Origin of the sequence: Flavobacterium taihuense (assembly GCF_019351435.1) — a bacterium.
GTDB classification, from domain to species: Bacteria; Bacteroidota; Bacteroidia; order Flavobacteriales; family Flavobacteriaceae; genus Flavobacterium; species Flavobacterium taihuense.
Map to the genome: position 1 here is coordinate 93,842 of NZ_JAHWYN010000010.1, position 12,896 is coordinate 106,737.

General features: G+C 32.6%; 14 protein-coding genes. 11 read left to right on the forward strand and 3 right to left on the reverse strand.

The window, feature by feature from the left end; all coding sequences use genetic code 11:
• The first annotated feature begins 116 nt into the window (after positions 1-116).
• The 6 genes from KZH69_RS12500 to KZH69_RS12525 all read left to right on the forward strand — a co-directional run bounded on the left by KZH69_RS12500 (position 117) and on the right by KZH69_RS12525 (position 4,159).
• Positions 117-725, forward strand: coding sequence for a YkgJ family cysteine cluster protein (locus KZH69_RS12500; RefSeq protein WP_219317815.1), 609 nt, complete (start codon positions 117-119; stop codon positions 723-725).
• Positions 726-810: 85 nt separating this feature from the next.
• The gene (locus KZH69_RS12505) at positions 811-1,704 is read left to right on the forward strand and encodes a dienelactone hydrolase family protein (protein WP_219317816.1); all 894 of its coding nucleotides are present in this window, start codon (positions 811-813) and stop codon (positions 1,702-1,704) included.
• A gap of 18 nt (positions 1,705-1,722) precedes the next feature.
• Positions 1,723-2,163: an SRPBCC domain-containing protein gene (locus KZH69_RS12510; RefSeq protein ID WP_219317817.1), complete on the forward strand. Its 441-nt coding sequence runs from the start codon at positions 1,723-1,725 to the stop codon at positions 2,161-2,163.
• A gap of 210 nt (positions 2,164-2,373) precedes the next feature.
• Positions 2,374-3,048: a TIGR02117 family protein gene (locus KZH69_RS12515; RefSeq protein WP_255557907.1), complete on the forward strand. Its 675-nt coding sequence runs from the start codon at positions 2,374-2,376 to the stop codon at positions 3,046-3,048.
• A gap of 13 nt (positions 3,049-3,061) precedes the next feature.
• The gene (gene yiaA / locus KZH69_RS12520) at positions 3,062-3,457 is read left to right on the forward strand and encodes an inner membrane protein YiaA (protein ID WP_219317819.1); all 396 of its coding nucleotides are present in this window, start codon (positions 3,062-3,064) and stop codon (positions 3,455-3,457) included.
• A 156-nt stretch (positions 3,458-3,613) separates the two neighbouring features.
• Positions 3,614-4,159 (forward strand): Riean_0653 family protein, encoded by a 546-nt coding sequence (locus tag KZH69_RS12525; protein WP_219317820.1) that lies wholly within the window; start codon positions 3,614-3,616, stop codon positions 4,157-4,159.
• Between the two features lie 68 nt (positions 4,160-4,227).
• On the opposite strand, the gene carB is transcribed toward KZH69_RS12525, so the two are convergent.
• Entirely contained in the window at positions 4,228-7,083 is a 2,856-nt protein-coding gene (gene carB, locus KZH69_RS12530) for a carbamoyl-phosphate synthase large subunit (RefSeq protein WP_219317821.1), read from the reverse strand.
• Positions 7,084-7,236: 153 nt separating this feature from the next.
• The gene (gene rpmH / locus KZH69_RS12535; RefSeq protein ID WP_007136275.1) at positions 7,237-7,398 is read right to left on the reverse strand and encodes a 50S ribosomal protein L34; all 162 of its coding nucleotides are present in this window, start codon (positions 7,396-7,398) and stop codon (positions 7,237-7,239) included.
• A gap of 166 nt (positions 7,399-7,564) precedes the next feature.
• On the opposite strand from rpmH, the gene KZH69_RS12540 reads away from it, so the two are divergent.
• Both KZH69_RS12540 and KZH69_RS12545 read left to right on the forward strand, forming a co-directional pair.
• Positions 7,565-8,080, forward strand: coding sequence for a DUF2892 domain-containing protein (locus KZH69_RS12540; protein ID WP_219317822.1), 516 nt, complete (start codon positions 7,565-7,567; stop codon positions 8,078-8,080).
• 172 nt (positions 8,081-8,252) lie between these two features.
• Entirely contained in the window at positions 8,253-8,948 is a 696-nt protein-coding gene (locus tag KZH69_RS12545; RefSeq protein ID WP_219317823.1) for a TlpA family protein disulfide reductase, read from the forward strand.
• Positions 8,949-8,986: 38 nt separating this feature from the next.
• Here KZH69_RS12545 and KZH69_RS12550 read toward each other — a convergent pair whose 3' ends face one another.
• Positions 8,987-9,667, reverse strand: a complete 681-nt coding sequence (locus tag KZH69_RS12550) for an alpha/beta hydrolase (protein WP_219317824.1) — start codon at positions 9,665-9,667, stop codon at positions 8,987-8,989.
• A 381-nt stretch (positions 9,668-10,048) separates the two neighbouring features.
• Between KZH69_RS12550 and KZH69_RS12555 the strand changes: the two genes are divergently transcribed.
• The 3 genes from KZH69_RS12555 to KZH69_RS12565 all read left to right on the forward strand — a co-directional run bounded on the left by KZH69_RS12555 (position 10,049) and on the right by KZH69_RS12565 (position 12,895).
• Positions 10,049-10,351 (forward strand): GNAT family N-acetyltransferase, encoded by a 303-nt coding sequence (locus tag KZH69_RS12555; RefSeq protein WP_219317825.1) that lies wholly within the window; start codon positions 10,049-10,051, stop codon positions 10,349-10,351.
• A 195-nt stretch (positions 10,352-10,546) separates the two neighbouring features.
• Complete coding sequence (locus KZH69_RS12560; protein ID WP_219317826.1) at positions 10,547-11,932, forward strand: TolC family protein; 1,386 nt, start codon at positions 10,547-10,549, stop codon at positions 11,930-11,932.
• A gap of 9 nt (positions 11,933-11,941) precedes the next feature.
• Positions 11,942-12,895, forward strand: a complete 954-nt coding sequence (locus KZH69_RS12565) for an HlyD family secretion protein (RefSeq protein ID WP_219317827.1) — start codon at positions 11,942-11,944, stop codon at positions 12,893-12,895.
• Position 12,896: the final 1 nt, after the last annotated feature.

A 12,896-nucleotide genomic window follows, 5' to 3' on the forward strand; every position in this document is an offset into this window, starting at 1 on the left:
CGAACCCGTTCCAAAACAATATTTTTCTTTTAAAAACATAATAACCCTATAAAACAGTAAGTAAAACCAGATTACCCTCTTAACGGTATTTAATAGCGTACATTAGCCAAAAAACAATGTCTATAGAACATAAAGTTCAATTGGTTGAAGAATTATTTGACCGCCTGGAGAATGAAATAACTAATTTCAAATCAGAAACAAATTTACATTGTCTTACAGGTTGTGGTCAGTGCTGTTCAAAACCAAATATAGATGCTTCCCCTTTAGAATTTTTACCATGGGCCTTTTATTTATTTTTAAATGGAAAAGCCGAAGCTGTTTTAGAAGAACTGAATACCAAAACCAGTACTTTTTGTCATTTATACCAATCGCTTTCAACTACAGACAACAAAAATGGCAGATGCACGGACTATAAATACCGTGGATTAATTTGTAGACTTTTTGGCTATGCCGCCAGTAGAGATAAATATGGCGAGCTACGATTAAACACCTGTAAAATAATAAAAGAGAACCAACAGGAAAACTACAACAATACCGAAGAATCTATTAGCAAAGGATTGTATGTTCCTATTTTTTCGGACTATTATATGCGGTTAACACAAATTGATCAGAGACTTGGAATTACTTTACTTCCCATCAATGAAGCCTTAAAAATGGCTATTGAAGAGGTCTTGCATTATTACGCCTATAGACCTTTTCCAGGCGGACTTGAAAATATTGCTTAGAATTAAAAATTCACTTATGCGCAATAATCAATATTGCAAAAACAATCGCTTTTTTTTCTAAATTAGTTGGGTCAAATAAAAACCCATGAAAAAACTAACCAAGGAAGATATCAGTCAGGAAATTTTTGATCTATATGATGACTATGCCCATAATAAAATTGAGAGAAGGCAATTTATCGAAAAACTGTCCCTGTTTGCAATAGGGAGCCTAACCGTGCCGTCACTCCTTAGTTTTATGACTCCTAATTATGTGGATTCTATCACAATAAAACCCGATGATCCTAGAATAAAATCGGAATACATAACCTATCAATCTCCAAAAGGCGGTGGAGCAATCAAAGGGCTTTTATCACAACCAACGGAAACCAAAAAAAAATTACCAGGAATCATTGTCGTACACGAGAATCGAGGATTGAATCCCTATATTGAAGATGTAGGAAGAAGAGCCGCTGTGGAAGGTTTCATTACTTTGGCTCCCGATGCATTATCTCCACTGGGAGGCTATCCCGGAAATGATGATGCGGGAAGGGAACTTCAAAAGAAACGCACCCGAGAAGAAATGCTCGAAGACTTTATAGCAGCCTATGAATATCTAAAATCCCATAAAGACTGTAATGGTTATGTTGGCGTTGTTGGATTTTGTTTTGGAGGCTGGATTGCCAATATGATGGCGGTCAAAATCCCAACTTTATCTGCGGCAGTTCCTTATTATGGAGGGCAACCCACAGCGGAAGAAGCCGAAAAAATAACAGCTCCAATTATTCTGCATTATGCTGGTTTAGACACCCGTGTCAATGAAGGTTGGCCTGCTTATGAAGCCATTTTCAAAAAGAACAAAGTCGAAAATACCGCTTATTTCTATCCAGGAGTAAATCACGGTTTTCACAACAATACAACTCCTCGGTATGATGAAGCCGCCGCTACTTTATCTTGGACCCGAACCATTGCTTTTTTTAAGGAGAAACTCAAAAAGAAATAATTACAAAATTTTAATTTTATGCAACTGATAGCCAAAGCAACGATACAGATTCAAAAACCGATTGAAGAAGTTTTTGAAGGAATTGTAAATCCCGAAAAAATGACAAATTATTTCATATCCGAAAGTAATGGACGACTGGAAACCGGAAAAGAATTAATTTGGAAATTTCCCGAATTCCCTATACAAGTTCCCATAAAAGACATCAAGACTGAAATCAATCGTTCGGTTTCATTTGTTTGGGACAAAGAAACTGTCGTGAAAATTATACTAGAAGAACAACCCGACAAAAGCACCGTTATAAAAGTGACTGAAGACGGAAAACTATATAATGAAGCCAACCTGAGATGGGCTCTAGGAAACACAGAAGGTTGGGCAAATTTTCTCGCCTGCATGAAAGCCTATATCGAATACGGAATACAACTTCGCAAGGGAGCATTTGACTTTATGCGTGAAAATTAAAGAAAACAAATTATTTTAAATCCTAATTCCATTAAAAAGTTCCATTTGAAGAGCCTCAAAAAGTTAAATCCTATTTTAAGACTTTTTTCACAACACTACACGAAAGATTATACTTAATAATTTATTGCATTTTATTTTAATAAGATGTTAATTTATTTATTTTTGTATCATAACAATAAGATCATATCAATAAAAATTAAAACGCAATCATTGAAAAAAGCATTAAAAATTACTCTTAAAATATTTTTGACCTTCTTTGGATTTATATTAATATACATAATAGCTGTATTTTCTCTTTCTAAAATTACAGTAAATCAAGAGCCAAACACAAAACCTGAAGTAGAAGTTTACATTTTAACAAATGGTGTTCATACCGATATTGTAATGCCTATAAAAAATGAACAAATTGACTGGAGTAAACAAATAAAATTTGAAAACACAAAAATAGCAGATTCTACATACAAATATTTGGCAATGGGCTGGGGCGACAAAGGTTTTTATTTAGAAACTCCCGAATGGTCAGACTTAAAAGCTTCGGTTGCATTAAAAGCCGCCACCGGTTTAAGCACTACTGCAATTCATGCAACATATTACAAAAAAATGACTGAAGGTGATGATTGCAAAAAAATGATGATAAGCAAGGAGCAATATTATCGTTTAATAAAATACATCGAAGAAAGTTTCCAAAAGGACCCCTCTGGTAATTTCTTAAACATAAAAACAAATGCAAATTACGGAAAAACAGATGCCTTCTATGAAGCTAATGGAAGCTATAGTTTATTTCATACTTGCAATACCTGGGCAAATAGTGGACTAAAGGCCAGTGGTCAAAAATGTTGTTTTTGGACAGCTTTAGATTCAGGGATTTTTTCAAAATATAAATAAAAACAAATTAAACATGGTACAAAAAACATCTAATGCTTTTATAGCGGCATCTTGGGTAGCTCTTGGAGCTGGAACGGTTGGATATATAGCCGGGCTAGCCAGAGCTGAAATGCTTTTAAATGAAAAAGGGTATTATTTTACAGTTTTAATGTTTGGTCTTTTTGCTGTGGTTTCATTGCAAAAAAGCGTTAGAGACAGACTTGAAAATCTTCCAGTAACCGATATTTATTATGGTATTTGTTGGTTTGGAACTATTCTATCAATTGTATTATTAACAGTTGGACTTTGGAATGCGACAATTTTACCAAGTGAAAAAGGCTTTTATGCTTTTGCTTTTTTATTAGCGCTATTTGGTGCTATTTCTGTTCAGAAAAATACCAGAGATAATATGTCATTCACAAATGAGTAATATTTTGAAATTCACGAAATAACTTCCAAATTATCAAACTAAAAAGCTCTAATTATGGAGCTTTTTTTATGATTTTAATAATTATTTATTTTCATTATTTTAAAAGAAATTAACAACTATTTATTTACATTTACCGCTTAATTAAAAACCCAAATAATGAAAACCCCAAAAATCCTTTTCCTTTTTTTACTTCTGGTTTTAAACAGCTGTTCAAGCGACAATGACACTCCAAATGATTCTGAAACACCTACATCGAAATTTGCAATGACTGCAAAAGTTGACGGAACTTTATGGGAAATGCAGAATCCGTTTGGTTCAAATTATGCTACAAAGACATTATTTACTTACTATCCCGAAACAGAATATATTCAGTTGCAAGGCAGAAAAACTAATTTCATAGATGAAATTAGACTTTACATCAAAAGAAGTGATTTAAAAATTGGAACTTATCCAATAACAGCAACAACATTCGATGCATCTAAAACACAAATTGAAATGTCATTTAACAGTAAGACAAATGTTCAATATCCGATTGAAGGCTCATTATCAATAATATCGATAGATTTAAATACTAAAACAGTAGCAGGAACGTTTTCGTTTAATTGTGTTGAAGATGATGAAAAACCAATCAGTACTTCTAATCCTGTTACGACAAAAGTAACTGAAGGTACTTTTAATTACAGATATGATGTCGAAAAATAATCTGTTTTAATTTTACACAAAAAAAGCTCCATAATTATGGAGCTTTTTTATTATCCGGATTTGAAGTTTTACTTACTCAAATACATTTTTCTTCTAGAGTACAATTCGTAGAATTGATCGTCTTTTAAATCATCAATAAACAAGATGCTTTCTCCTGTTGATTTCATCTCTGGCCCTAATGCTTTGTTCACATTTTGGAATTTGCTGAAAGAGAAAACCGGTTGTTTGATAGCATATCCTTTTAATTGTGGATTGAAATCAAAATCAGTTACTTTATTGTGTCCTAACATTACTTTTGTAGCGTAGTTTACATAAGGCTCACCATAAGCTTTTGCAATAAACGGAACTGTTCTCGATGCTCTAGGATTTGCCTCAATAATGTAAACAGTATCGTCTTTTATCGCAAACTGAATATTAATTAAACCTACAGTTTTTAACGCTTTAGCGATTTTAAAAGTATGGTCTTTTATCTGTTGCATTACAAATTCACCCAAGTTGAACGGTGGCAAAGTCGCATTACTATCCCCAGAGTGTACTCCGCAAGGTTCTATATGCTCCATTATACCTATAATATAAACATTACCATCAGCATCACAAATCGCATCCGCTTCGGCTTCGATTGCTCCAGCCAAATAATGGTCTAAAAGCAATTTATTTCCAGGAATTGTTTTTAATAAATTGATCACATGCTCCTCTAACTCTTGCTTGTTAATTACAATTTTCATTCCTTGACCTCCTAAAACATAAGAAGGACGAATCAATAATGGAAAATCTAAAGTATCTGCTAATGCCGAAGCCTCGTCTGCAGTTTCTGCAATTCCAAATTGCGGGAAAGGAATTTTTAATTCGGTCAACAATTCAGAGAAACGTCCTCTATCTTCTGCTAAATCTAAGGCATCAAAACTGGTTCCTATAATTTTTACTCCGTATTTAGACAATTTTTCAGCCAATTTCAAAGCAGTTTGACCTCCTAACTGCACGATAACACCTTCTGGCTTTTCGTGTTGGATGATATCGTAAATATGCTCCCAGAATACCGGTTCGAAATACAATTTATCAGCAGTATCAAAATCTGTAGAAACCGTTTCAGGATTACAGTTGATCATGATGGTTTCATAACCACATTCTTTGGCTGCCAAAACTCCGTGCACACAAGAGTAATCAAACTCAATTCCTTGTCCAATTCGGTTTGGCCCTGAACCCAAAACAATGATTTTCTTTTTATCAGTAACAATACTTTCATTATCTACATAACGTTCTCCGCTAGCTTTTTCAATTTCAGCTTCAAAAGTAGAGTAATAATAAGGTGTTTTAGCTTGAAACTCTGCGGCACAAGTATCAACCAGTTTAAATACACGGTTAATATTCATTGTCATACGCAGAGAATGCACTTCGCTCTCCTTAGCTCCCATCATGTGTGCAATCTGTCTGTCTGCAAAACCTTTTTGTTTCGCTTCAAGCAATAATTCTTTTGGTAAAGATTGTACTGTATAATTAGAAATTTCTTTTTCTAAAACATAAAGCTCTTCGTATTGTTTCAAGAACCACATATCGATTTTGGTGATTTCATGAATACGGCTCAATGGAATTCCCATTGCAATAGCATCATAAATTACGAAAACACGATCCCAGCTTGCAAAAGTCAGTTTCTCGATAATTTGCTCATAGTTTGTATATCCTTTTCCGTCGGCACCAAGACCATTTCTTTTGATTTCTAATGATTGAGTGGCTTTGTGCAAAGCTTCTTGGAACGAACGTCCAATTCCCATTACCTCACCTACCGATTTCATTTGAAGTCCCAATGTTCTGTCAGCTCCTTCAAATTTATCAAAATTCCAACGTGGTATTTTTACAATTACATAATCCAAAGTCGGTTCAAACAGAGCCGAAGTAGATTTTGTAATTTGATTTTGCAATTCATCCAAGTTATATCCTAAAGCCAGTTTAGAAGCAATTTTTGCAATTGGGTAACCTGTCGCTTTAGAAGCCAAAGCAGATGAACGAGATACACGAGGATTGATTTCAATCGCAACGATATCCTCTTTATCATCTGGCGAAACAGCAAACTGCACGTTACATCCTCCCGCAAAGTTTCCAATACTACGCATCATCAAGATAGCGTAATCACGTAATTTTTGGAATGTTGTATCCGATAAAGTCATCGCTGGTGCTACAGTAATCGAATCTCCAGTATGAATTCCCATTGGATCCATATTTTCGATAGAACAGATAATCACAACATTATCGTTTTTATCTCTCAATAACTCCAATTCGTATTCTTTCCATCCTATCAAAGCTTTATCAATCAAAACTTCGTGAATAGGAGACATTTCTAATCCGTAAGTAAGTTTTTCGTCAAATTCTTCTTTAGTATGCACAAATGCTGCTCCAGTTCCTCCAAGAGTAAAAGAAGGACGAATTACCAATGGAAAACCAAATTCCTGTGCAATTTCTTTTCCTTCCAGAAAAGAAGTAGCAGTTTTTGCCGGTGCAGTAGGGACATTTATTTTTTGAAGCAATTGTTTGAACTGCTCTCTATCTTCAGTAATATTGATGGCATTTACATCTACACCAATCATTCGAACTCCGAAATCCTGCCAAATCCCTTTCTCGTCAGCTTCCAAACATAAATTCAAAGCAGTCTGCCCTCCCATTGTTGGCAAAACTGCATCAATTTGAGGGTGAGCTTTTAGAATTTCAATAATCGATTTTGTCGTTAAGGGTTTCAAATAAACATGATCCGCCATTGAAGGATCTGTCATAATTGTAGCTGGATTTGAATTAATTAAAATTACTTCAATTCCTTCTTCACGGATCGAACGGGCAGATTGAGATCCAGCATAATCAAATTCGCATGCTTGACCAATAACTATCGGACCTGAACCTATTATTAAAACTGATTTTATAGATGTATCTTTTGGCATTTTATTTATTATTGTAGTTATATTTTAATCACTGAAAGCCTGAAATTTGTTAGAAAAAACCCTTGTTTCAAACTTAAAAATAGCAGTACCGCTTGGGTATAAAAAAAGGCGATACTAAAAAAAAGTAACGCCTTATTTATGTTTATACAAACATTATTTTTTGTGTCTTGGTTCACAAGAAACAGTCAATTTATGTCTTCCTTTAGCTCTTCTACGCGCTAGAACTTTTCTTCCATTAGCAGAAGCCATTCTATCCATAAATCCGTGCTTATTTCTTCTTTTTCTTTTCGATGGTTGAAACGTTCTTTTGCTCATTGCTTTGTATGTTTAAAAATCTTAATTAAGTATCTATTTATTTTTGAATAACTGTTATTCTAAAACCGAGTGCAAATATACAAAGACTTTTTTTTCTGGCAAGTAGTTTTTAAAAAATATTTTTAAATCCTTTTACTATCTTTGCTACCTTAAATCTTTATACATTATGTTTCATAAAAATATTAAACTTATTATCGCCGGACTTATTATAATTACTGGCATCTGGCAATTCACTGAAAGCAATATTGGTAACGGTATATTCCTTATTATATTGTCTGGAATCCCTGTTTTTTTATATTTCAAAAACGAACTTATCTTACTTGCCTTCTTAAAATTAAGAAAACAAGACTTTGAAGGCGCAAAAAAATGGTTAGCATACATCAAAAATCCCGAAACAGCGCTAGTTAGAAAACAGCAAGGATATTTTAATTACCTACATGGAATTATGCTTTCGCAAACCAATATCAATCAAGCAGAAAAATATTTCAAAAAAGCTATCGAACTAGGTTTGTCCATGGATATGGATTTGGCTGTTGCCAAATTAAACTTGGCTGGTGTTGCAATGACAAGAAGAAGAAAACTAGAAGCAACTGCTTTATTAAATGAAGCAAAAAAATTAGACAAGCAAAACATGCTTAAGGATCAAATTGCCATGATGAAAGAACAGATGAAAAAAATATAATCATAGTAATTTAAAACCCTTATTTTTATCATATTAAAAAGTCATCCTAATTTTAGGATGACTTTTTTTACATTATAAGTATTACATCGGATTAATGTGTTGTTCAACGTTATTATTACGTTATTAAATATAAAGAATTTATTTTTGCTAATAGCTTAAAAACTAATGATTTATGAATAAACTTTTACTTACATTAATTTTATCTTTTTTCTTTACAGCTTCGTACTGTCAAGACACAATTACTTACCTATCTGACGCTATAAAAGAAAACTTAAATACTTATAAAAAAGCAAGTAATAGCGCTTACGAAAAAAGAAATATTGAAGAAGGTAAAAATCTTTTTGACTCCTTAGTCAAAAAAAAACTTATAGGAACAAAATTTGATGATTTCAATTTAAAAGTTTACAAAGAAAAAAACGTAAAAACCAACCGAATCAATAAACCCATTTTTATCATTACATACGCATCTTGGCTTGTTATTCCAAAGGGAGAAATACCTGCATTAAATATTTTAGCAAAAGAGCATCGAGATGATATGCAATTTATTGTGATATTTTGGGACAAAAAAAGTGACTTGAAAAATATCGCCTACAAATTCAGTGATGCCATCAAAGTATGTTATGCTAATGAAAATTACGAAAAAGACGCACATATTGTTGCCTCGATTAAGCATACTTTAGGTTTTCCAACTTCAATATTTATTGATGAAAATAAAAATGTGGTCAATATTAAACATTTTGACAGTAAAGTAAAACTGAGAACCCCAATAAAAGAAGCCATCATTACCAGTTACAATTATTTCAGTAAAGATATTAACGAAAATCTTGTAAACGCAGTATCAAAAAACAAGGGCTTTACCATTAATTAATTATTTTTCACTCCCCTAAATAAAAAAAGCTTACTCTCTTAATCATGAGTCTTTCCGTCGTATTGGTCTAGAATAATAAGAGGCAAATTAGCATTAAGCCATTTGTATTTATTAAGAATCATAATGTGAGTTCCTCCTTTTACAACAATACAATTTTTAATATATTTTATCGGAAAAATATCATCCTCATCTCCATGAATGTGTATCACATTTTGATCCGCAACGGTTCTATCCCACAAAATAATATGTTCAATTGCCCAATCCAAATAGCGCTTATCCCGAACAGAAAGGAATTTCTCATATAGTTTCAGCCTTTCATTCACTTTTTTCCCAAAAGAAAACTTTGCTAAACTTTCTAAATTTTGAACCAAACTTAACGGAATTAATTTATAAGCCTTGGTGTTTTTGGCAATGATTATTCTTCGGGGAAATTCACGATTGCTTTTCACACTCGAAATGATAATCACTTTTCGAACGGCAATAAATCTCGACATTTCCTGAACCAAAATCCCACCAAAAGAAACCCCAATAAGCACCGGTTTTTCATGTTTAATCTTTTCAGTCATCCGTTTTGCATATTCCTGCAAAGTTTCTTTTCCCAATGGTATTTCCCATTCAAGATACATGACATCAAAATCAAGTTCTGAAAGTTTTATTCTTTCAAAAATAGCAACACTAGCCGCTAAACCAGGCATAAAATAAACTGGAATTTTACTCATAATCAAAATCATTAATCATTGTAGGTATTTGATAACATACAATTTTTAAAATTAACCATTTTATTCTTAACAACAGATCACTTAACCCTATATTTCATCAAATGATCCCTTTATTAACAAATATTAAAAACCAAATTACAACCTACGCTATTCGCTTTTTTTTAATTTAGTTTAACAAGTTAACTTTAAAAATACTTATTACTGAATATCAAATGATTACCTTTGTACTTTATAGTGTTTTTTACACCTAAAACCTGTTTCTAATACAAATTAAAAGGTTTCAATTTACAATACAAAGCTCAAACAAAACATACAATTCTGTTACTTTATACACCACACAACAAACAAATATGCTCATCATTTGCATCAATACTACTAAAAATGGAAACCATAATAAACCTAGAAATTAAAGACAATGCTTTTGCACGACAATTTGAAACAAAAGTAGAAACAGGAACAGTTTCTGTTGAATATTCTTTTCAAGAGAAAAAAATATTCCTAACTAAAATTAATGTTCCCGAAAATTTCAATGATGAAGAATTCATTTCTAATTTTCTGAAAAACATCATGGAAATTGCTATTGAAAAAAAATTAAAAGTAGTACCCATTCTTCCTAAAATAGTTGTTTTCTTCAAAAAAAATCCAACTTACAAAGAACTACTACCTCCTGGCATTCGAATTTAAAAAGACTGCTAGATAGCAAAAAAAGTATTCTCTTTCTATTACTTTTTCACTCTTCATCCAAACAGCATTTATGTAAAAAATAAAGCTCATTCTTATCAAAAATTTAAGTTAAAATCTTACCTTTACTACAACTCTTCTCACAGAAGACGCAATGAATTGAAAAGAATTTGATTTTAATTCAAAACTTACACTAAGATGGCAAAATATTCTTTACTTTCAATTTTACTCATTTTTTCTATTACCAATTGCTATTCACAATTAGAAACATCACCCACCTTAAATGATGCTATCTATAAAGCGATCGAAAAAAATGCCGCCATAAAAAACAAAACAATTGAAATTGAAAAATTAAATCTTCAAGAAAAGAGTGTTCGCAATAAATACATTCCAACAGTAGAAGCTAATGCACTCTATTCTTATTTTGGAGACAACTTAACCCTTGATCTTCCCACAGCAACAATACCAATAGTAAACTTACCTGTACTTAGCGACAAAGCAACTTATAACAATTCTGGAAACTTTTTTATAGGAAGTGTGATGGCTAAAACTGTATTATTCAGCGGCATGCAAATACCTAACGGTGCCAATGCCATTAAACAAAAAGCCGTCGGTACAGCTTATTTGAAGGATTCCGAAAAAGACGCAATTATTAAAGATGTAATCAATACATTCGATCAATTAAAACTAATAAATGAGACCGAAAAACTCATTAACGACAGTGATAAAAGATTACAAAATGAAACCAAACGAGTTACAAGAGCAATTGAACAAGGACTAGCCATTCCTTACGATAGAGACAAAATAAAACTGGCTTTACTAGAACTTGAGTCAAAAAAAATTGAAATTACAGGAAAGCGCTCTTTAATTTATAAAAAACTACAATATCTTACGGGCTATTCTGATACAGAAATTAATTCGGTAGATTACGATTTGAATCCTTATTTAATTGACGAAAGTAATTTGAGCACTGAAAATAAGCAAGAAATTAAAGCCTTAGAATCCTTTAAATTAGCAAATGAATATCTCTTAAAAAAAGAAAAAGGAACGTACTTACCAACTGTAGGTGCTTTTGGTGGAATTGTTTATTCCAGTTTATTCAATGTTAATGGAACCACATCAACTATCCCCGTTATAAACCAATCGCTAAATTTAGGACTAAATGAATTTTCATTAAGCCCTCTATGGATGGTTGGCGCCGCAATGAAATGGGAAATATTTGCAAGCTTTGAAAGAGAACACAAGGTTCACGAAGCTAAATTAAATATTGAGCAAATTCAAAACCAAATTGATGACACCAAACAAAAACTACAATTACTTCTTGAAAATAATCTGGTAAACTATACTGTTTTATTAAAAAAAATTGAAATAGCTTCTCAACAAGAAAAAGTAGCCAGCAACAATCTCAACTTAGCTTCAAAACAATACAAGGAAGGACTTATCAATGTGTCAGGCCTATTGGAAGCCGAAAATGACTTATTCAAAGTAAGTGTCAGCAAACTTAACACACTTATAGAGGAGCGACTTGCGACTATAGAAACCATTATTGCCACAGGAGAACTATCAAATAAATTATCAAAATAAATCAATACTATGAAAAGAGCATTCACCATATTGTTCCTGACAATTATAAGTATTAGCTGTAATAAACCAAAGAATGGAAATGTTATTCAGGGAAAAGTAGAAAACGAACAGATTGCAATCGTTAGCAAAATTCCTGGAAAATTAATAAAAATACTAGTAAAGGAAGGAGATCTAGTCCATAAAGGAGATACACTTGCCATACTTGACATTCCTGAAGTGGACGCAAAAAAAAGTCAAGCTGAAGGCGCTGTTATCAGTGCAAAAGCACAATATTCAATGGCGGTAAAAGGAGCTACTGAAAACCAGTTAAAACAATTGGAAGCCAAAAAAATGGGATTAAAAGAACAACTTGAATTTGCAAAAAAATCTATAAATAGATTAAGCAATATGCTCAAAGATTCTTTGATATCCCAGCAAACTTTTGATGAAACTTTTGCAAAATACCAAGGTGCACAAGCACAATATAATGCGGTATTAGCCGAAATAGACGATGCAAAAAAAGGAGGCAGAATGGAACAACAAACAATGGCACTAGGACAACAAGAAAGAGCCTATGGCGCCCTAAAAGAAGTGGAGACAGCTGATCAAGAACGCTATATAATAGCTCCGCAGGACATGAGCGTCGAAACCATCACTCTCAATCTCGGAGAACTTGCTTTACCTGGATACACTTTATTTAATGGTTTTATAAGTAACAGCACTTATTTTAGGTTTACAATTCAAGAAAGCAAACTAAGCAATATAAAAAAAGGCCAGGAAATAACTATTTCTATTCCTTATAAAAATAAAACTATAAAAGGAGTTATTACAACTATTAAGCAATTAAGTGCTTATGGTAACATAGCGACCGCATATCCCGATTATGATATGCAAGAGAGTTTATTTGAAGTAAAAATTACCCCAAAAAATATATCTGAATCTAAAGACTTAATTACCAAAACAACCGTAACTATATCCTTATAAC

Bases quoted from the DNA above. Each gene is read 5' to 3' on its own strand.
- yiaA (WP_219317819.1), top strand. From the start codon at position 3,062: ATGGTACAAAAAACATCTAATGCTTTTATAGCGGCATCTTGGGTAGCT.
- KZH69_RS12510 (WP_219317817.1), top strand. From the start codon at position 1,723: ATGCAACTGATAGCCAAAGCAACGATACAGATTCAAAAACCGATTGAA.
- KZH69_RS12550 (WP_219317824.1), bottom strand. From the start codon at position 9,667: ATGAGTAAAATTCCAGTTTATTTTATGCCTGGTTTAGCGGCTAGTGTT.
- carB (WP_219317821.1), bottom strand. From the start codon at position 7,083: ATGCCAAAAGATACATCTATAAAATCAGTTTTAATAATAGGTTCAGGT.
- KZH69_RS12555 (WP_219317825.1), top strand. From the start codon at position 10,049: ATGGAAACCATAATAAACCTAGAAATTAAAGACAATGCTTTTGCACGA.
- rpmH (WP_007136275.1), bottom strand. From the start codon at position 7,398: ATGAGCAAAAGAACGTTTCAACCATCGAAAAGAAAAAGAAGAAATAAG.
- KZH69_RS12540 (WP_219317822.1), top strand. From the start codon at position 7,565: ATGTTTCATAAAAATATTAAACTTATTATCGCCGGACTTATTATAATT.
- KZH69_RS12560 (WP_219317826.1), top strand. From the start codon at position 10,547: ATGGCAAAATATTCTTTACTTTCAATTTTACTCATTTTTTCTATTACC.
- KZH69_RS12500 (WP_219317815.1), top strand. From the start codon at position 117: ATGTCTATAGAACATAAAGTTCAATTGGTTGAAGAATTATTTGACCGC.
- KZH69_RS12565 (WP_219317827.1), top strand. From the start codon at position 11,942: ATGAAAAGAGCATTCACCATATTGTTCCTGACAATTATAAGTATTAGC.
- KZH69_RS12505 (WP_219317816.1), top strand. From the start codon at position 811: ATGAAAAAACTAACCAAGGAAGATATCAGTCAGGAAATTTTTGATCTA.
- KZH69_RS12525 (WP_219317820.1), top strand. From the start codon at position 3,614: ATGAAAACCCCAAAAATCCTTTTCCTTTTTTTACTTCTGGTTTTAAAC.
- KZH69_RS12545 (WP_219317823.1), top strand. From the start codon at position 8,253: ATGAATAAACTTTTACTTACATTAATTTTATCTTTTTTCTTTACAGCT.